We start from the raw sequence: 19889 nt of genomic DNA on the forward strand, positions 1-19889 counted from the left end.
AAATGACAATCAAAATCGGCAATGCGCCGTGTTCGTGGGGCATCGAATTTCCCAGCCATCCGGCCTATCCAACGTGGCAATCTGTTTTGGATCAATGTGCAGGCGCGGGCTACACTGGGATCGAACTAGGGCCCATCGGCTACATGCCTGAGGACCCGAATGTGCTGGCCCCTGCGTTGGCTGAACGGGGTCTGGAAATCATCGGTGGCGTCGTGTTCCGCGCGTTCCATGACCCTGCAATGTGGGATGACGTCATGGATGCCTCGGCGCGCACGTGCAAAGCGTTAAAGGCTCACGGTGCCGAGCATCTGGTGCTGATCGACAGCATTTCGCCGCGCCGCGCCCCAACCGCAGGTCGTGCCAGCGAGGCAGAGCAAATGGACAAGGCCGAGTGGACAGCGTACCGCGACCGCATCGCCACAATCGCCAAAATGGGCAGCGAAGAATACGGGCTGACGGTTGGCATTCACGCACACGCCGCGGGCTTTATGGACTTTGAGCCAGAGCTGGAACGCTTGTTAAACGAAGTCGACGAAAGCCTGCTGAAAATCTGCTTTGATACCGGCCATCATTCCTACGCAGGGTTCGATCCCGTCGCGTTTATGGACCGCTACATCAGCCGCATTTCCTACATGCATTTCAAGGATATCGATCCCGTGGTCAAGGCGGACGTCGTGGCCAATCGCACAGACTTTTACACAGCTTGCGGGCAGGGAATTTTCTGCAACCTCGGGCAGGGTGACGTGGATTTCCCAGTCGTCCGCCAGCGCCTCTTGGATGCAGGATTTGAAGGTTGGTGCACAGTGGAACAGGATTGCGATCCTTCCATGCCGGGCACCCCACTTGAGGACGCACAGGCAAACCGTGAATACCTTCAATCTATTGGTTTTTAAGGACGAATATCATGACAAAACTGAAATGGGGTATGATCGGTGGCGGCGAAGGCAGCCAGATCGGGCCAGCGCACCGCTTGGGCGCACAGGCTGACGGGTTGTTCGAATTTGCAGCCGGTGCGCTGGATCACCGGGCCGATGTTGGACGTGACTATGCCCAGCGTTTGGGGGTCGCCAAAGACCGTGCTTACGGCGATTGGCAAGAGATGCTGAAAGGCGAGCAGAATCGCGAGGATCGCATCGATCTGGTCACGGTTGCTACACCAAATGCCACACACTTTGAGATCACCAAATCCTTTCTCGAGGCTGGCTTTAACGTGCTGTGCGAAAAGCCGATGACGATGACCGTTGAGGAGGGCGAAGAGATCGTGCGTGTGGCGCAAGCGACCGGCAAAATCTGTGCGGTAAACTACTGCTATTCTGCCTATCCGATGGTGCGTCAAGCGCGGGCCATGGTGCGTGCCGGCGAGATTGGAAAAGTCCGGCTTGTGGTCACAAACTTTAGCCACGGGCACCACGGCGATGCAGCGGATGCTGACAACCCTAGGGTGCGCTGGCGCTATGATCCGGCGATGGCTGGCGTGTCCGGTCAGTTCGCCGATTGCGGAATTCACGCGCTGCATATGGCCAGCTTTGTGTGCGACGACGAGGTCGAAAAGCTATCGGCCGATTTCGCGTCAACCATTCCCAGCCGCGAGTTGGAAGACGACGCAATGGTCAACTTTCGCATGGCTGGCGGCACGGTGGGCAGGCTTTGGACGTCGTCGGTCGCCATTGGCCGCCAGCATGGATTCGACATTCAAATCTTTGGCGAAACCGGTGGGTTGCGCTGGGCGTCAGAGCAACCCAATCAGTTGATCTACACACCTGTCGGCGGGCGCACTCAGATCATCGAAAAAGGCGAAGGCGGCCTGCACGAAGATGCGCGACGGCTGTCGCGCGTTTCCATTGCACACCCAGAAGGTTTTCCGCTGGCCGTTGCCAACATCTACTGCGATCTGGCGGACGCGATCCGCGGCGAGGTGCGCGACGGTTTGCCCGGTGCTGCAGCTGGTGTGCGATCCATGTCGGCGGTTCACACGGCGGTGGAATCAGCGAAACAGGACGGTGCGTGGATGGACGCGCGCCCACCGATGTTCCGCGATTAGCGGCGCGGGCGCAGCGTGTTGCGTTCCACCATCTGGCAGGGAAATAGTCGGGCTTCGGGATAGCGATCAGGTTCATCAAGCATGGCGGCCATCAGCTCAACCGACGAGTTGATGATCTGCTTGATGGGCTGATGGATCGTCGTCAGCGCGATGTTTTCCCAGCTCGACATTTCCATGTCGTTAAAGCCGATAACGCCAATGTCGTCGGGGACTCGCAGGCCAAGATCCTTGATTGCGCTCAGAACGCCGATCGACAAAACATCGTCGCCGCAAAAATAAACTTCGGCCAATTCGCCTTGGCCCAAGCGCAACATTTCAGTCCGTCCGGCCTGAAAGGAATACTGTTCTGCAAACGAATGGCTGACCTTGACGGTGGGGCATTTCGCCAGTTCTTCGAGAAAGCCCTTAAGTCGATCTTGGGTCGACGTGGCTGCTTCTGGTCCGCCTAAAAACGCCACGTGTTTGTAGCCGCGTTCGATCAATTCACGTGCAGCCATGCGTCCAGCTTCGGCGTTGTCGATGCCAACGACGTGGACTTCGGGGCTGCTGGAATAACGCCCAAACGTGTTCACCACGGGGATTCGTTTGTCGCGAAACGCTTTGGAAAAGGCGGGCGGCAAGGTTGAAGACGCCACAATGACGCCATCCACAGAATACTGGTGCAGCATTTGGACCGAATGTTCGGGATCGGTTTCATTGCTGAGATTGACCAAAAGCGGGCGTAATCCACGATCTTGCAGGCCACGGGTGAACAGGTCAAAGACCTCTAGGAAAATCGGGTTGTGAAAGTTGTTACTGACCAAACCGATCAATTTCGTGCGGCGCGTGGTCAGGCTGCGAGCCAGAAAATTTGGACTGTAACCCAGCTCTGCGGCTGCTTTTTGCACCTTTCGGCGCATTTTGTCCGACACAGACGCACCGTCCGTAAATGTGCGCGACACAGCCGAGGTTGAAACCCCTGCTTTCATCGCCACGTCTTTTAGCGTCGCCGCCATTACATAAACCCGCCTGTCAACTATACGTCACGCTTGAGTACAGCGTAATCAGACAGGCCGCAGTAGAATTCTTTTCGTTTCTTTTTGCAACCGGTTGCAAAAAATTCGAATCCGTGTTTTTCTCTCACACAGAGACGGCTTTGACATGATTCAAAGTCGCAACTTGTGTTCCAGGGAGGGAAAAAATGAAATCCATTTTGAAAAAATTGATGATGACTGCTGCCGTGGTAGCGACGCCGCTGATGGCGTCTGCGGATGGTCACAGTGATAATCTGAAGTACATTCTTGTCAGCCACGCACCGGACAGTGACAGCTGGTGGAACACAATCAAAAACGGCATCGCACTGGCCGGAGAGCAGATGGGCGTGGCGGTCGAATATCGCAATCCGCCGACTGGTGACCTTGCCGATATGGCGCGGATCATTGAACAGGCTGCCGCATCACAACCCGATGGCATTATCACCACACTGTCTGATTACGACGTTCTAAAAGGGCCAATCATGGCGGCCGTCGATCAAGGCATTGACGTGATCATCATGAATTCTGGCACACCAGCCCAAGCCGCCGAAGTTGGTGCCTTGATGTACGTAGGTCAGCCTGAATACGATGCCGGTCTGGCCGCTGGTGAACGCGCCAAGCGTGACGGCGTTGGCAGCTTTTTGTGCGTGAACCACTACATCAGTTCACCGTCCTCGACCGAGCGTTGCCAAGGTTTTGCTGATGGTCTGGGTGTCGATCTGGGCAACCAAATGATCGATTCAGGTCAAGACCCTGCCGAGATCAAAAACCGGGTTCTGGCCTATCTGTCCGCCAACCCTGAAACCGATGCGATCCTAACGCTTGGGCCGACCTCAGCAGATCCAACGATGTTGGCGCTGGACGAAAACGGCATGGCCGGTGACATCTATTTCGGCACCTTCGATCTGGGTGAAGAAATCGTCAAAGGCATCAAGGCCGGCACCATCAACTGGGGCATCGATCAGCAACCGTTCTTGCAGGCATATCTGCCAGTTGTGGTTCTGGCCAACTATGACCGCTATGGCGTTCTGCCCGGCAACAACATCAACTCGGGCCCCGGTTTTGTGACCGCGGATGGTCTGACCAAAGTTGAAGAATTTGCGGGCGAATTCCGCTAAGTTACTCTGAATAAGGGCGGCCTTTGCAGATGCAGGGCCGCCCTTTTTTTCACTAAATTTCAAGGAAAGAAACCCGATGTCAGAAGCCGTTAAAACCGACGAGCGCGTAAGGGAAATGTCAAAGCTGCGTCAGGCGCTGATCCGGCCCGAGCTTGGTGGCATTGTCGGCACCGCTGCCGTGTTCACCTTTTTCATTCTATTCGCCGGAAACTCGGGCATGTTCAACGCCCAAGGCATGATGAACTGGTCAACGGTTTCGGCGCAATTCATGATCATCGCGGTCGGCGCATGTTTGTTGATGATTGCCGGTGAATTCGATCTGTCCGTCGGGTCGATGATCGGCTTTGCGGGCATGATGATTGCGGTGTTTGGCGTGACATTGGCCTGGCCGATGTGGCTGGCTATCATCGTCACATTTGTGATCTGCATCGCGTTTGGTGCGCTAAACGGGTTCATCGTTGTGCGCACGGGTTTGCCCAGTTTTATCGTGACGCTGGCCACCCTGTTTATCCTGCGTGGATTTACAATTTTTATCCCGCAGACACTGGAACGCAAAACCATCATTGGCGGTATTCGCGAAGCCGCCGAGGGTGATTGGATCGCCCCGATTTTTGGCGGCACGATCTTTAAAGGCTTCTTTCAATGGCTCGGCGACATGGGCGTGATCAGCGTGTTTTCGCGCGGCAACAAGGCCGGACAGTCAGTTGTCGACGGCATTCCGATGCTGCTGGTTTGGGCGATCGGGTTGGTCATTTTGGGCCATATCCTGTTGACGCGCACACGGTTCGGCAACTGGATTTATGCGTCGGGCGGCGATGCCCAAGCGGCGCGTTATGCAGGTGTTCCGGTCAACCGCGTCAAGATCATGATGTTCATGTTCACCGCTTTTTGCGCGACCGTTTTTGCCGTCTGTCAGGTGATGGAGTTCGGCTCTGCCGGGGCTGATCGTGGTCTACTTAAGGAATTCGAAGCGATCATTGCCGTGGTTATTGGCGGCGCTTTGCTGACCGGTGGATACGGGTCCGTCATCGGCGCTGCCCTAGGTGCATTGATCTTTGGAGTGGTCCAGCAGGGTCTGTTTTTCGCGGGCGTCGAAAGCTCGCTGTTCCGCGTATTCCTCGGGGTTATCCTGCTGCTGGCCGTCATCCTGAACACTTACATCCGTCGCTTGATTACGGGAGAACACTAATGAATCCGATCATCCAAATGAACGACATCCAAAAGCACTTTGGCTCTGTCATTGCCCTTGCTGGCGTCACGATCGACTTTTTCCCGGGCGAGTGTCACTGTTTGTTGGGGGACAATGGCGCGGGCAAATCGACCTTTATCAAAACCATGTCCGGCGTGCACAAACCAACGTCAGGCGAAATCCGGTTCGAAGATCAACCGATGCATTTCGCTGATCCTCGCGATTCAATCGCCGCCGGTATCGCCACTGTTTACCAAGACTTGGCGATGATTCCGTTGATGTCGGTTAGCCGTAATTTCTTTATGGGTAACGAGCCGATCAAAAAGAAGTTCGGGCTGCGGTTTTTTGATCATGAACACGCCAACGAAACCACGATGACAGAGATGCGCAAAATGGGCATCAACTTGCGCGGCCCGGACCAAGCCGTTGGCACATTGTCAGGCGGTGAACGCCAGACCGTCGCGATTGCCCGGGCAGTTCATTTCGGAGCCAAAGTTTTGATCCTCGATGAACCGACATCAGCGCTGGGTGTGCGCCAAACTGCGAATGTTTTGGCGACTGTCGACAAGGTGCGCAAACAGGGCATCGCCGTGGTTTTTATTACCCACAACGTGCGTCACGCTATGGCCGTCGGCGACCGCTTTACTGTGCTCAATCGCGGCAAAACCTATGGCACTGCGAACAAGGGCGAAATCACGCCTGAAGAACTACAAGACATGATGGCTGGCGGCGAAGAGTTAGCGACGCTGGAAGGATCGCTTGGCGGTACCGTCTGATCCTCAAGACTGATCGAGGGTGAGGGAAAGTCGGTAGATAGAAACGTATCTACCGTCCCTAACCCGCACTGGTTTGTCGCGCGGCACGCGGCAAAAACACCGCAAGCAGATGTGCCGCGATCACCGTCATGCCCACGTGTCCAATAAACGAAGACTGCGTGTACGTTCCAAAACCCATCATAAAACTACGCCCGATAAAGGGCGCAAGCACGCCCTGTGCCACGAACCACAACAGCACTCCAGATGCGACGCCAACCACCCACACTTTTGTCGGCATGAGCAGACGCATCAAATAGACGACCACCCCAAACCCAAGCGATCCGATGGTAAAGTGGATGGCAAACGCCAGCACGTGCGGCAGCTGCGCACCGGTCAGTTTTGCAGTGATCGCAATCACCAGATTTGATGGTTGCAAGGTGACGCCAAACAGCGCGGGCGATATCACCCACGCATAAAACTCAAAGGCGATTTCCCCAACCAGACCCGCAAGGGCGATGGATAGGATAATCCGTTTTTGGCGGCTGGATAGTAAATCTGACATCCGTTGCTTCCTTGGGTGCGTTGACGATGAATGACGCAGGTATGTCGCCGTCTTTGAGGGTGCAACTTGTCCAACATCACATCGCAGAGATGACGGCGTGACCGCCTAGATACCGCCGTTTGGAACGGCGATTTTGCGCAATATCTTGCCATGCCAGTTCGAGGCGGCTGAGCGCGTTCGTAACATCTGCGTGATGCGTAAACTGTTGTCGCGGATATCAGTTGCGAACCTACCAACCTAATAGTAGGTAGCTAAATGTCACACCTCACCAAACGGAGAAAACCCATGAAGATTTACGACGTCGAAGGCTTTCCTAACCCCGCCCGCGTTCGCATCGCACTTGCCGAAAAAGGCGCGACTGACAAAGTCCAATTTGTGCCCGTCGATGTCATGGGCGGCGAACACCGCAGTGACGCGTTCAAGGCCATGAACCCCGACGCGGTTGTCCCATGCCTCGAACTTGCGGACGGCAGCCACATTTCGCAATGCAACGCGATCACCGAATACATCGATGGCCACTTTGAGGGTGCATCACTGACCGGCGAAAGCCCCAAGGAACGCGCACAAGTTTCAATGATGAACTTGCGCGCAGAAAACGGATTGCTGAACGCTGTTAGTGCGTATTTTCACCATGCAACGCCCGGTCTTGGGCCCGATCTGGAAACGGATCAATGCGCGGAATGGGGCAACAAACAAAAGGTCGTCGCTGGTCAAACCATGGGGTATTTGGATGATGTTCTCGCGGACAACGCCTTTCTTGCTGGCGACAAATTCTCGATGGCGGATATCACGGCATTTGCGGGGCTGGCCTTTGCGGACTTTGCTAAGGTAGACATTCCGGCAAGCTTTTCCAATCTCACCGCTTGGCGCGCAAAAGTTGCCGCACGTCCCAGCATCGCGGGTTAACAGACGCAACCACTCAGGTCGAAAGGAACAGACCATGGAATTAAATGCAGATTTCAAAGAACGCGTCGTTGTGCACTCTGATCAACTTGAGTGGATCGCCTCGCCGATGCCCGGTGTGGATCGGCGCATGCTGGACCGCATCGGTGGCGAAGTGGCGCGTGCCACGACGATTGTGCGCTATGCGCCCAACAGCAAGTTTTCGGCACACACCCACACAGGCGGCGAAGAATTCATCGTGCTTGATGGTGTGTTTCAGGACGAACACGGCGATTTTCCCGAAGGCACCTATGTGCGCAATCCTCCGACGACGTCGCATACTCCGGGGTCCGAACAGGGCTGCACGATCTTTGTAAAACTGTGGCAGTTTGACATGGATGACCGTGATCAATTCCGCAAAACGATGGCGGAGGAACTGGGCGATTTTACCGACGGCGTCGCGACGGCGTTGCTGCATCATGATGACCGCGAGGTCGTGACTTACAGCCATGTGAACGCCGGCGCGACCCTGACCAATGCGGACGCGGGCGGGATCGAAATGCTGGTGATTGCCGGATCGCTCGAACAGGGTGGTGAAACGCTTGGCAAAGGCGCGTGGTTGCGCTTGCCTATGGGTCAGCCATTGACGACTGTTGCAGGGCGCGATGGGGCCAAGGTTTGGGTCAAAACCGGTCACCTGCCGCACGCAAAGCCCCCTGTAGTTTGATGGGCGGAACGCGATGAAAACATTAATCATTGGCGGCGGGCTATCTGGCCTCGCCGTCGCAGATGCGCTTGAAACGCAGGGCCTCGACTACATTTTGCTCGAGGCCCGATCGCGTTTCGGCGGGCGGATCAAAACCGAGCAATTCGGCGCCGGCTATTTCGATATGGGGCCCGCTTGGTTTTGGCCGGGGCAGCCTCGTATCGCTGCCATGATTGCGCGGCTGGGTCTGGAAAAGTTTGATCAATTCGCTGACGGAATTCTGACGTTTGAAGACGAACAAGGACAGGTCCAACGTGGTCGTGGTTTTGCCTCCATGGAAGGATCACTGCGGCTAAAAGGTGGGCTTGGCGCGCTAACGTCCGCCATGGCAGCTAACATTCCGGATGCACGCAAACGGCTGAATGCGCCGGTCAAATCTCTGACCAAGGCGGGCGAAATGATCACCGCGACACTTGGCAACGGCGATGTGATCACTGTTGATCGCGTGGTGCTTGCGGTGCCGCCACGCGTCGCGAGCGAAATTGAATTTACCCCTGCGCTGCCTGAAAACACCACCCAAACCATGCAAGAGATTCCCACTTGGATGGCGGGCCAGGCCAAGGCTGTAGCGGTCTACGAAACGCCATTCTGGCGCGACCAAGGACTGTCCGGCGACGCCATGAGCCGCCACGGCCCGATGGTCGAAATCCACGACGCGTCCCCTGAGACTGGTGGGCCTTTTGCGCTGTTCGGTTTCATCGGTGTTGCGCCGCAAAACCGCAGGGATGAACACGCATTGCGCGACCATGTTCTGGCGCAGCTTGGTCGTCTTTTTGGCGATCAGGCGACTGACCCGAGCACGCTTTTTATCAAGGATTGGGCGCTCGATCCCTACACTTCTACGGCCGCTGATCACGCGCCGTTGTATGCGAATCCGACGTACGGTTTGCCGCAATCGATGCAGGGTTTGTGGGACAACGCGATTCACTTTGCTGGAACCGAAGTCGCGCCGCAATTCGGTGGATACGTCGAGGGGGCTTTGGAAGCCGCCGAAAACGTACTAAAGACGTTGCAGAGCTGAGGAATACAAAACGCGATGCCCAACGATACAAAAACTCAACTGCTAGATTCGGCTGAACGCGCCGCGCGGACCCGTGGATTTGACGGGTTCAGTTACGCCGATCTGGCCGCCGATGTGGGTATTCGCAAGGCTAGCATTCACCACCATTTCCCGACAAAAGCAGCATTGTCAGTGGCGCTTATGCAGCGCTACCACGCCGGATTTAAGCAGGCCTGCGCAGACATTGACGCTGCCGAAACAACGGCATCTGCGCGTTTGTCTGCATTGATCGACCGATACCGCACGGCGTTGGATGGTGGCAAAAGCCTGTGTTTATGCGTGTCTTTTTCGACCAGTCGCGAAAGCTTGCCCGCAGAGGTGATCGCACAAATTGGCGCATTTCGCACGATGTTGGTCGATTGGCTAAGCGCGGTTTTCACGACGGGTTTGTCTGACGGCAGCATTTTGGATGTGCGCGATCCGATGGCCGAGGCCGCCGCCGCATTGTCTTTGTTAGAGGGGGCGCAATTGTCTGCCCGTGCCGAAGAGAACCCGGATCTATTCGCCAGCGCCATGGCCTTGATGCAGCAACGATTGCGCTGAGGCGTTCAAGGTGCATTGAACTGCAACCTTGACAAATACTTGTCATGTTAATTACTTTTGAGTGAAGGACCGCGCAAGCGGCCCCGTTGCCCTGAGGAGATTGCGCATGACTGCATTGGCTGAGAACATCGAAAAGCTGCAAGGCCATCTTGCGCGTTTTCAAAGTGCGGGTATCCAAAATCGAATTGGTGGACGGGACCATGCCGGATCGGGTGTGCCATTCACGACGATTTCCCCGGTCGACAAAAGCGTGATTTGCACCGTCGCGCGCGGCACGGCTGATGATATTGATGCGGCAGCCAAAGCCGCGCGCGATGCGTTTCCTGCGTGGCGCGACATGCCCGCACTAGAGCGCAAGAAAATTCTGATCCGCGTCGCCGAAGGCATCGAAGCGCGCGCGACAGAAATCGCCCTGTGCGAATGCTGGGACACCGGCCAAGCTTGGCGCTTCATGTCCAAAGCGGCCCTGCGTGGCGCCGAAAATTTTCGCTATTTCGCGGACCAAGTGACATCTGCGCGTGATGGCCAAAGCTTGCCATCTGCAACTTTGATGAACATCACGACGCGTAAACCCATTGGGCCTGTGGGCGTGATTACCCCGTGGAACACGCCGTTCATGTTGTCCACCTGGAAGATCGCACCGGCCTTGGCCGCGGGCTGCACCGTCGTTCACAAACCGGCCGAAGCGTCGCCTTTGACCGCACGCTTGTTGGTCGAAATCGCCGAGGAAGCGGGCCTGCCGCCAGGCGTTTTGAACACCGTCAACGGCTACGGCGAAGAGGCGGGCAAAGCGTTGACCGAACATCCGTTGATCCGCGCGATTGCCTTTGTTGGCGAAAGCCGCACGGGATCGATGATCACGAAACAAGGGGCAGACACGCTGAAGCGGATGCATCTGGAACTGGGCGGCAAAAACCCCGTGGTGGTGTTTGATGACGCCGATCTGGACCGCGCGCTAGATGCAGTGATTTTCATGATTTACTCGATCAATGGCGAACGCTGCACATCGTCATCACGCCTGCTGATCCAGGATACGATCCGCGAAGAATTCGAAGCCAAACTTGTCGCTCGCGTTAACAATATTAACGTTGGCCACCCGCTGGACCCTGCCACCGAAATAGGGCCGCTGATCAGCGACGAACATTTTGCCAAAGTGACCTCGTACTTCGACATTGCCAAAGCAGACGGCGCGACAGTTGCCGCCGGTGGGGTGACCGTCGGGGACGACGGGTACTTTGTACGCCCAACCCTGTTCACAGATGCCACCAACGACATGCGCATTGCACGCGAGGAAATCTTTGGACCGGTCCTAACCTCCATTCCGTTCGCGAGCGAAGCAGAGGCGCTCGCCATCGCCAACGACACGGAATACGGGCTGACGGGCTATGTCTGGACCAACGATTTGACCCGCGCGCTGCGCTTTACTGACCAGCTTGAGGCTGGCATGATCTGGGTGAATTCCGAAAACGTGCGCCACTTGCCAACCCCGTTTGGCGGTGTGAAATCCAGCGGTATCGGGCGCGATGGCGGCGACTGGAGCTTTGAATTCTACATGGAGCAAAAACACATCGGCTTTGCCACCGGACAACACAAAATCAGCCGCCTCGGCGCTTTGGATTAGGAGAAAAACATGCCCGTACCCAGCCCCAATTTGTACCCTGACTTTAACGTCATTCGCCTGAGCCACGCGTGTTTGAATGTCTCAGATCTGGTGGAATCCAAAAATTTCTATACCGAAATTCTCGGCCTTCAAGTCACCGATGAATCTGACACACACGTCTATCTGCGCGCCATGGAAGAACGCGGGCATCACTGTGTGATCCTGCAAAAATCCGACAAACCCGGCACGGTAGAGGTCATGGGTTTCAAAACCTACGACGAGGAAGATTTGGACAAAGCGGAGGTCTTTTTCAAGGCCAAAGGACGCCCGACATCGTGGGTTGATCGCCCGTTCCAAGGACGGACGTTGCGGACGACGGACAACATCGGCATTCCGCTGGAATTCTATCACAAGATGGACCGACTAGCGCCTATTCACCAGAAATTTGCCCTTTATCGCGGGGTGAAACCGCTGCGGATCGACCATTTTAATTGCTTCTCGCCAGACGTGGATGCGTCAGTGGCATTCTACAACGACTTTGGTTTCCGCGTCTCTGAATACACCGAAGACGAGGACAGCAAACGTCTGTGGGCCGCGTGGATGCACCGCAAGGGTGGTGTACATGACATGGCGTTCACCAACGGGCGCGGACCACGCATGCACCACATCGCGTTCTGGGTTCCGACGCCGTTGAACATCATCGATCTGCTCGATTTGATGTCGACCACGGGGTATGTTTCAAACATCGAACGCGGCCCTGGGCGTCATGGAATTTCCAATGCGTTCTTCTTGTATATCCTTGACCCGGACGGGCACCGGATTGAAATCTACTGCTCGGATTACCAGACGCTAGATCCCGATCACGAACCGATAAAATGGGATCTAAAAGACCCGCAGCGCCAGACATTGTGGGGGGCTGCCGCGCCCAAAAGCTGGTTTGAACACGGCACCAATTTTGTCGGGTCTGATCCGATTGAGTCGACCCTTGCCGCATCCCCCATCATTGCCCCTTGAAGGAGCGAAAACATGACCGCGAAATTTGCGACTTACACGGCTGATGGCCAGACATTCTACGGGGCCGCGACCGACGCTGGCATGATCGCTTTGTCGCCTGATTTTCCGCAGTGGCCAACATTGCGAGACGTGATTATTGCGGGTGGTTTGGGGCAGTTAGAGACTGCTGTACAGGGTCGGAACATCACTCACACCGATGTCGTCTATGAAATGCCATTGCCCAACACGGACCGCATTTTGTGTGTTGGCGTGAACTTTCCCGACCGCAATGCAGAGTACAAAGATGGCTCTGACGCGCCCAAACACATGTCGCTGTTTCCGCGGTTTGCCAGCGGATTTACAGGCCACGGCCAGCCCCTGATCCGCCCGCCAGAAAACCACACGCTGGACTACGAAGGCGAGGTTGCAATTGTCATCGGTAAAGCCGGGCGCCGCATCAAAGCGGTCGATGCTTATGACCACATCGCGGCCATCACGATTTGCAACGAAGGCACCATTCGCGACTGGGTCCGCCATGCAAAATTCAACGTCACGCAGGGCAAGAACTGGGACAAATCGGCGGCGATTGGTCCGTGGATTGTGCCGTTCAAAGAGGCGTCGCAGCTGGATGATGCCCGCATTATCACCCGCGTGAACGGCGAGGTCCGCCAAGACGATACCCTGTCGCGCATGATGTTCCCGATCCGCAAAGAGATCGCCTATATCTCGACTTTCATGACACTAAAGGCGGGCGATATTGTCGTGACAGGCACGCCCACGGGCGCTGGTGCGCGCTTTGATCCGCCGCGATATCTGAAACCCGGCGATGTGGTCGAGGTCGAAGTCAACGGCATCGGCATCCTGCGCAACGGGGTGGAGGACGAGGCATGACGCCCGCCGATCACGCCCAAGCCGCCGCTGATTTGTTAGACGCCGAGCAGTCGGGTCAGCAAATCGGGCTGCTGTCTGTGCGTCATCCCGACATCACGATGGACGACGCCTACGCGGTGCAAAACGCGATCTACACGGCCAAGCTAAAAGCGGGTCAAAAGGTGATCGGTTGGAAGATCGGCCTGACCTCAAAAGCGATGCAATACGCGCTGAACATCGACATTCCCGACAGCGGAATTCTGTTCGATGACATGCTGTTTCAAACCGGCGCGACCGTGCCTAAAGGCCGGTTTATCCAACCTCGGATCGAGGCGGAAATTGCGTTTGTGATGAAGTCATCCCTTGGTGGTGAAAACGTCACCCGCGCGGATGTGATCGCCGCAACGGACTATGTTTCGCCGTCGATCGAAATCCTCGATACCCGCGTTTTGCGCGCTGATCCTATGACTGGAAAAACCCGAAACGTCTGCGACACGATCAGCGACAATGCCGCAAACGCGGGCATCGTGTTGGGCGCTGAACGCCACGCCGTCGATGCCTTCGATTTGCGCTGGGTCGGCGCGATGGCCTTACGCAATAATGAGGTCGAGGAAACCGGCCTTGGCGCAGGCGTCTTGAACGACCCCGTCGAAAGCGTCGTTTGGCTGGCCCGCCGCATGTCGCAATACGGCCGGAAAATCGAAGCAGGGCAGGTGATCTTGTCCGGCAGTTTTATCCGCCCAGTTGAATGCCCGTCCGGCACAAAGATCGATGCCGATTTCGGGAACTTCGGATCGGTCAAAATCGCGTTTGATTAGGTTGCCGCCCCCCGCGGTTTGGTGAATAGTCAGGCCATGACATTTCGCCTTTTTACCGACAAAGACCGCCCCGTACATCTGGGCGGATACCCTTGTGAATTATTGGCGCGGCGGGCAGATTTGCCCGATTTATCCAGCGTTCCGCCTATGCCGCAGTTGTTGTTTGAACGACCAGATGCACCGCAATCCATCGTCAATGCGATGCGCGAACACCAAGCGATGCTGGATGCGATCCGCGATGGATTGGTCAACAAAGCATTGGCTGAAACGCCAAGCGATCCGCAAGAGCGGGCCAACCATCTGAAAGGCTTTGCACATTTTTCGGATGCGGCCGTGGTTGGCATTTGCGAACTGCCCACGCAGTCTGTTTTGGACAGGCCATTTGTGAACCCTGACATTGATCGTCTCGCCCATGATCTAAAAACGCGCCAGACCAAAACACTGGCCTCTGGCATCGATCTGATCATGGCTGATCTGAAGGAATCGATGGAGGCTCCGGCCACCACAATCGACGGTCACACGCACGCGTTGGTCTTGTTGTACGAAAACCCGCGTGATCCGGAAATGGACGAAACCGGGTGTGGTTGGATCAAAGATGCGCAGGCCCATCGTGCCTGCCTGATGGCGTCCGAGGCGGCAATTGTTCTGGCGAATTATTTGCGGCTGTTGGGCTACGATTCTCGTGGGCATACGGGGTCTACGTCGGACGTGGATTTGGGACAGCTTGCGGTTGCTGCGGGCCTCGCGACTGTCGAAAACGGCGAATTGGTGCACCCCTACATCGGCACGCGTTTTGGTATTGCTGCGGTAACAACCACCTTTGCGATGGCGGTGGATCAGCCTTTGGTTCCACTCAAACAACAACCTAAATCTGCCCACGGTATTGCGTGGAAACTGGGCAAAGGGTTTGCAAAAAACGCCTTTAACGCGGTTCCGTTTGCCAAGCGTCGCTTTGTTGATGGGGCGCATCCGTTTGAGAAACTCAAGCGTGTGGATGATCCGACAACCTACATCGACGAGGCGCGTGTTGCGCGTGTTCCAAAGCGCGCCGATTTGTTCGCGCGCGCACAGTTTGGTGACATGGGCAAAACGCTGCAAGACGGGGCCAAAGGCGGGCATTACGTGCGCAAAGCAGCCCCTTCGTCTGCGCAACGCCGCGCCTTGGGGGCGTTTGTTTTGCTGCAAGACGGAGAGGCCGCAACGACGCAAACGAAACTGGATCCACAAGACGCCGCTGAGCTGATCAAAGCTACCAGTTATTTCCTTGGGGCGGACGCTGTTGGCATTTCGCGCTGCCCTGATTGGACGTGGTACAGCCACGATGCGACCGGTACGCCGATTGATCCGCCGCACGATCAGGCGATCTCGCTGATCATCGATCAGGGCTATGAAACGATGGAAGGATCGTCAGGCGATGACTGGATCGCTGTCGCCCAATCCATGCGCGCCTATTTGCGGTTTTCGTTGGTCGGCGGTGTCATCGCCAAGCAAATCCGCAACCTCGGATACAAGGCCAAAGCGCACACCGTCATGGACGGCGAAGTGCTGCAACCGCCGCTGTTGTTGCTCAGTGGATTGGGCGAAGTGTCTCGCATCGGCGAGGTCATTCTGAACCCCTATCTGGGCCCTCGTTTGAAATCTGGTGCGGTCACCACAGACCTGCCCATGACCCACGACAAACCGATCGATTTCGGGCTGCAAAGCTTTTGTGAATCCTGCAACAAATGCGCGCGCGAATGTCCGTCAGGGGCGATCACCGCAGGCCCGAAATTGATGTTCAACGGCTACGAGATCTGGAAATCCGACAGTCAGAAATGCGCGACGTACCGCATCACCACACCCGGCGGCGCGATGTGCGGGCGGTGTATGAAAACCTGCCCGTGGAACCTTGAGGGGATTTTCAAGGAAAAGCCATTTCGCTGGGCTGCCATGAATTTCCCGAAGGCCGCCCCCGTGCTGGCAAAGCTGGATGATGCAGTCGGAAACGGGTCGTTGAACCCTGTCAAAAAGTGGTGGTGGGATTTGGAAATCGAAGACGACGGCGGGTACCGTCCGACCAAACGCGCGGTGAATGCCAGATCCCTGCAAACCGATCTGAAATTACGCTACGAGGATCAGACGCTCGCTGTGTATCCGGCCCCCTTGGCCCCGCATCCTTACCCCTATCCTGACCCGATGGACCGCGAGGCAGGGATCGAAGCGTACCAAGCGATGATCACTGCCGAGGAATACAAAATTCGCCTTGAGAACGGCAGTTTGGGTGACGCTGAACACAAGTACAGGGGCGACACGGACAGCCCGGTGATCCACGTTGAAATCACGCTGGCCGAAGACATGGGAACCGGTTTGACCAAGTATGAATTCCGTCCCGTTGGCGGAGGCCAGTTGCCCGAGTGGCAAGCTGGCGCGCATCTGGATATCGTCGTCGCGCCGGAATTTTTGCGCCAGTACTCGATGTCTGGTGACCCTGCGGATCGTTCAAAATATCAGATTGGTGTGCTGCTAGAGGACGAAGGGCGTGGTGGGTCCAAGTTGCTGCATCGCATTTTCAACGAAGGGCGCAAGGTGTTCATCTCGAAACCGATTAACCACTTTCCGCTGGACGCAGATGCGTCGTTTTCCCTGCTGATGGGGGGTGGCATCGGGATCACGCCGATGATCGCCATGGCGCATGAATTGCACAAAGCCGGTCGTGATTTTGCCCTGCACTATTCCGGACGATCACGGGCGAGCATGGGCTATCTGAATGACCTTGCCGCGATGCCTTGGGTCGACAAGGTTCACTTGCATATCACAGATGAGGACACGCGCGCAGCACTCGATCAGATCATGGCCAAAGCGACGCCTGACTGGCACGTCTACACCTGCGGCGCTGATCGCTACATGTCGTCGGTGATGGACGCTGCCGAGGCCGCTGGTGTGCCCGAAGACGCGCGGCACCTTGAATATTTCTCGGTGCCAGAGGTGCCCGACTACGTGAACCATGACTTTACGCTGAAGCTGGCGAAATCCGGTCAAACGCTGCACGTGCCTGCGGATAAATCCGCAACCGATGTACTGAGTGAACACGGGATCAAGATCGACGTGAAATGCTCTGACGGGATTTGCGGCGTGTGCAAATGCGGCTTGGTGTCAGGCGATGTGGAACACCGCGATTTCGTACTGTCCAAAGCGCAGCGCGCTGACGCGGTGATCTTATGTCAATCGCGGGCCGCAACAAAAGACGGCGTGATCGAAGTCGACCTTTAGTCGGCGGGGTAGGCCGCCTTGAACGCGTCCAGTTTGGCACAGGCTGTTTGAACGGCATTGATGCGCGGCAAATCGGAATAATCCGCACCCCAACGGGTGGCGTTGTACAGCTGCGGCATCAGGCAAATATCGGCCAAACCGGGTGTGTGTCCGCACGCAAACGGGGCACCGTCATGCTCCGCGATAAGCGCTTCAAACGCTTGCAAACCGGGGCGGATAAAGTGACGCATCCAGTCGGTGCGCGCAGGGTCTTGGCCGCCTGTCGCGTGCCCGACAACAGACAGATTGCAGACCGGATGCAGGTCGACCGCGATGGCGTGCGCGGCGGCTTGAACCTTGGCGCGGCTCGCAGGATCGGCGGGCAGCAACCCCATTTTGCGGGTGGTATCGAGGTACTCCAAGATCGCGAGCGATTGCGTGAACCGATGCCCGTCAATGTCCAGCACGGGCACTAGGCCCTGCGGATTGCGCGCCAGATGCGCGTCTGATCGGTGCGCTTTTTCCAGCAGGTTCACAGTCTCGATCCGGTAGTCGATACCCGCCAGATTTAGCGCAATGCGCACGCGGTAGCTGGCAGATGATTTCGGGTAATCCCAAAGAATAGTTTCGCTCATTTCGCGGCCTCCAATGCGGCGCGCAGCACGTCGCGATCACCAATTTCGTTGCACAAGACAAGGATCAAGCGGGCGTTATAAGCATCACTTTGCTCCTTGGTTAACCCTTCGTGGGCGCGGATCAATTCGTCGTAAAATCCGTCAGGGTCGGCGATGTTCGGATCAAGATTCAACGGCATCAGGCACCCTTTCCAATTGCGGTTTTGATCGCAGTTTTGATCGCGTCCGCGTCATAATTTGGCCAGCGGGCGACGACATGCTGATCGGGACGGATCAGGTAAATTGCCTGCGGTGCATCACCCAAATAGCGCGCATGCATTTGTTCATTTGGTTCAGTGACGTGGACGATCTTTGTACCGATGCCTTCGGCTGAAACTGATGCTGGCGCGGGCCCGCCAAAGGCCAAAATCGTGAACTGCCCGCCAAGGTGATCCAGCAGAAACCCGTCTTGATAAGACGCATCAACGCAGGGCGCGCCGGGGCGTGAAATGGGCGGACCATTCAGCGCGTCTTCACCAAACAACGCGAACCCAACATAGCTGCAGGGCACGGACAATCGGCCAGAGTTGACCAAGGGGCGCGCAAACGGATGCTTGCTGGCCAACGTCAAAACGGCGTCACGGAACGTGCGGCTGACCTCTGTTTTTGGCGTCATGAAATCGGTTGCGCGGGATGAATTCAGAATGTTTTCGTCGGCACCATGTTCACGCTCAGTCGCGTAGGAATCCAGCAAGGTTTCGGGGGCGGTACCCTTCAAAACCAAATCCAGCTTCCAGCCCAAATTGTCTGCGTCTTGGACGCCTGAATTGGCGCCACGTGCACCGAACGGCGACACTTGGTGGGCGCTGTCACCGGCAAACAACACTGGTCCATGGCGAAAGGTTTCCATGCGCCGACACTGAAATGTGTAGATCGATGTCCATTCAAGTTCGTAGTCGGGAATGCTGCCCGATTGGCTGGACAGCATGGCGTCAACACGAGTGCGGATGCGCTCTGGGTCCAGTTCTTTTTCGCGGTCGATGTCCCAGCCTAACTGGAAATCGATGCGCCAAATGTCGTCGGGTTGCTTGTGCAACAAGGCGGATTGGCCGGCGCCCTCGAACGGCGGTTCAAACCAGAACCAGCGTTCTGTCGGGAAATCGGCTTTCATTTTGACGTCCGCGATCAGGAAATTATCTTCGAACACACGGCCGTCAAACGACAGACCCATCATGTCGCGCAGCGGTGATCTGGCCCCGTCACAGGCGATCAAGTAGCCGGCTTCGATCTGGTAAATGCCATCGGGTGTGTCGACGTCCAGCGTCGAATAGGTGTCGTGAACAGTCAGGCCAGACACTTGATTGCGGCCGCGCAATTCGATGGGTGCGCCGTCTGCTTGAGCGAGGTTGATCGCGTCCACAAGGTAGCGTTCAAAGTAGGGTTGTTGCAGGTTGATGAAGGCCGGATTGCGGTGGCCGTCTTCGGGGCTGAGGTTGAAATCAAACAGTTTGCCGTCGCCGTGAAAGACTTTTCCGACGTTCCAAACGACGCCTTTTTTGACCATCGGACCACTGGCCCCAAGACGGTTGGCGACATCCAGCGTGCGTTTGGCAAAACAGATCGCACGGCTACCTTGGCCGGCACCGTCGTGGTCATCAAGCACCAGAACAGGCGTGCCTTTTTGCCCCAGATCCAGCGCAAGCGCGAGGCCAACTGGGCCCCCACCAACGATCACAACCGGATGGCGGGCAGGCGGTAAATCCTGCGCCGCGACCTTTTCATAAGGGTAAAGCTTGAATGCGGTTTCGTAGCGTACTGCGACCATGTCGGGCTCCTA

At 56.4% G+C, this 19889-nt stretch carries 19 protein-coding genes; 14 read left to right on the forward strand and 5 right to left on the reverse strand.

The window, feature by feature from the left end; all coding sequences use genetic code 11:
• The first annotated feature begins 2 nt into the window (after positions 1-2).
• Positions 3-893 carry a TIM barrel protein gene (locus ACFIO0_RS18730; protein WP_390911915.1) on the forward strand — a complete coding sequence of 297 codons (891 nt, stop codon included), beginning with the start codon at positions 3-5 and terminating at the stop codon, positions 891-893.
• An 11-nt stretch (positions 894-904) separates the two neighbouring features.
• Positions 905-2041, forward strand: a complete 1137-nt coding sequence (locus tag ACFIO0_RS18735; RefSeq protein WP_390911916.1) for a Gfo/Idh/MocA family oxidoreductase — start codon at positions 905-907, stop codon at positions 2039-2041.
• On the opposite strand, the gene ACFIO0_RS18740 is transcribed toward ACFIO0_RS18735, so the two are convergent.
• Complete coding sequence (locus ACFIO0_RS18740) at positions 2038-3036, reverse strand: substrate-binding domain-containing protein (RefSeq protein WP_390911917.1); 999 nt, start codon at positions 3034-3036, stop codon at positions 2038-2040. The genes ACFIO0_RS18735 and ACFIO0_RS18740 overlap by 4 nt on opposite strands.
• Positions 3037-3221: 185 nt before the next feature.
• Between ACFIO0_RS18740 and ACFIO0_RS18745 the strand changes: the two genes are divergently transcribed.
• The 3 genes from ACFIO0_RS18745 (at position 3222) to ACFIO0_RS18755 (ending at position 6137) form a co-directional block, all read left to right on the forward strand.
• Positions 3222-4172, forward strand: coding sequence for a substrate-binding domain-containing protein (locus ACFIO0_RS18745; RefSeq protein ID WP_390911918.1), 951 nt, complete (start codon positions 3222-3224; stop codon positions 4170-4172).
• 76 nt (positions 4173-4248) lie between these two features.
• Entirely contained in the window at positions 4249-5361 is a 1113-nt protein-coding gene (locus ACFIO0_RS18750; RefSeq protein ID WP_390911919.1) for an ABC transporter permease, read from the forward strand.
• Positions 5361-6137: an ATP-binding cassette domain-containing protein gene (locus ACFIO0_RS18755; RefSeq protein WP_390911920.1), complete on the forward strand. Its 777-nt coding sequence runs from the start codon at positions 5361-5363 to the stop codon at positions 6135-6137. Before ACFIO0_RS18750 ends, ACFIO0_RS18755 begins: the two co-directional genes overlap by 1 nt.
• Before the next feature lie 58 nt (positions 6138-6195).
• Here ACFIO0_RS18755 and ACFIO0_RS18760 read toward each other — a convergent pair whose 3' ends face one another.
• Positions 6196-6678 (reverse strand): hypothetical protein, encoded by a 483-nt coding sequence (locus ACFIO0_RS18760; RefSeq protein WP_390911921.1) that lies wholly within the window; start codon positions 6676-6678, stop codon positions 6196-6198.
• Positions 6679-6963: 285 nt separating this feature from the next.
• Here ACFIO0_RS18760 and ACFIO0_RS18765 point away from each other — a divergent pair, with 285 nt between their 5' ends.
• The 9 genes from ACFIO0_RS18765 (at position 6964) to ACFIO0_RS18805 (ending at position 17459) form a co-directional block, all read left to right on the forward strand.
• Positions 6964-7584 (forward strand): glutathione binding-like protein, encoded by a 621-nt coding sequence (locus ACFIO0_RS18765; protein ID WP_390911922.1) that lies wholly within the window; start codon positions 6964-6966, stop codon positions 7582-7584.
• Positions 7585-7618: 34 nt separating this feature from the next.
• Positions 7619-8287 (forward strand): cupin domain-containing protein, encoded by a 669-nt coding sequence (locus tag ACFIO0_RS18770; protein ID WP_390911923.1) that lies wholly within the window; start codon positions 7619-7621, stop codon positions 8285-8287.
• Between the two features lie 13 nt (positions 8288-8300).
• Positions 8301-9347 (forward strand): FAD-dependent oxidoreductase, encoded by a 1047-nt coding sequence (locus tag ACFIO0_RS18775; protein ID WP_390911924.1) that lies wholly within the window; start codon positions 8301-8303, stop codon positions 9345-9347.
• 15 nt (positions 9348-9362) lie between these two features.
• Entirely contained in the window at positions 9363-9929 is a 567-nt protein-coding gene (locus ACFIO0_RS18780; RefSeq protein ID WP_390911925.1) for a TetR family transcriptional regulator, read from the forward strand.
• 106 nt (positions 9930-10035) lie between these two features.
• Positions 10036-11550, forward strand: a complete 1515-nt coding sequence (hpaE, locus tag ACFIO0_RS18785; RefSeq protein ID WP_390911926.1) for a 5-carboxymethyl-2-hydroxymuconate semialdehyde dehydrogenase — start codon at positions 10036-10038, stop codon at positions 11548-11550.
• Positions 11551-11559: 9 nt separating this feature from the next.
• The gene (gene hpaD / locus ACFIO0_RS18790; RefSeq protein WP_390911927.1) at positions 11560-12543 is read left to right on the forward strand and encodes a 3,4-dihydroxyphenylacetate 2,3-dioxygenase; all 984 of its coding nucleotides are present in this window, start codon (positions 11560-11562) and stop codon (positions 12541-12543) included.
• Between the two features lie 12 nt (positions 12544-12555).
• A complete protein-coding gene (locus ACFIO0_RS18795; protein ID WP_390911928.1) occupies positions 12556-13413 on the forward strand; it encodes a fumarylacetoacetate hydrolase family protein in 858 nt (285 codons plus the stop codon).
• Positions 13410-14210 carry a 2-oxo-hept-4-ene-1,7-dioate hydratase gene (gene hpaH / locus ACFIO0_RS18800; protein ID WP_390911929.1) on the forward strand — a complete coding sequence of 267 codons (801 nt, stop codon included), beginning with the start codon at positions 13410-13412 and terminating at the stop codon, positions 14208-14210. Before ACFIO0_RS18795 ends, hpaH begins: the two co-directional genes overlap by 4 nt.
• A gap of 36 nt (positions 14211-14246) precedes the next feature.
• Positions 14247-17459 carry a reductive dehalogenase gene (locus tag ACFIO0_RS18805; protein ID WP_390911930.1) on the forward strand — a complete coding sequence of 1071 codons (3213 nt, stop codon included), beginning with the start codon at positions 14247-14249 and terminating at the stop codon, positions 17457-17459.
• Here the strand turns inward: ACFIO0_RS18805 and maiA are convergent.
• From maiA to ACFIO0_RS18820, 3 genes are read right to left on the reverse strand one after another with little or no spacing between them, the layout of a single operon-like run.
• The gene (gene maiA, locus ACFIO0_RS18810) at positions 17456-18073 is read right to left on the reverse strand and encodes a maleylacetoacetate isomerase (protein ID WP_390911931.1); all 618 of its coding nucleotides are present in this window, start codon (positions 18071-18073) and stop codon (positions 17456-17458) included. The two genes, ACFIO0_RS18805 and maiA, sit on opposite strands and share 4 nt — an antisense overlap.
• Positions 18070-18252 (reverse strand): DUF2783 domain-containing protein, encoded by a 183-nt coding sequence (locus ACFIO0_RS18815; protein ID WP_390911932.1) that lies wholly within the window; start codon positions 18250-18252, stop codon positions 18070-18072. The genes maiA and ACFIO0_RS18815 overlap by 4 nt, the downstream gene beginning before the upstream one ends.
• Positions 18252-19877 carry an FAD-dependent monooxygenase gene (locus ACFIO0_RS18820; protein ID WP_390911933.1) on the reverse strand — a complete coding sequence of 542 codons (1626 nt, stop codon included), beginning with the start codon at positions 19875-19877 and terminating at the stop codon, positions 18252-18254. Before ACFIO0_RS18820 ends, ACFIO0_RS18815 begins: the two co-directional genes overlap by 1 nt.
• Positions 19878-19889: the final 12 nt, after the last annotated feature.

Source organism: Pseudosulfitobacter sp. SM2401 (assembly GCF_042932805.1).
Taxonomy (GTDB): Bacteria; Pseudomonadota; Alphaproteobacteria; order Rhodobacterales; family Rhodobacteraceae; genus Ascidiaceihabitans.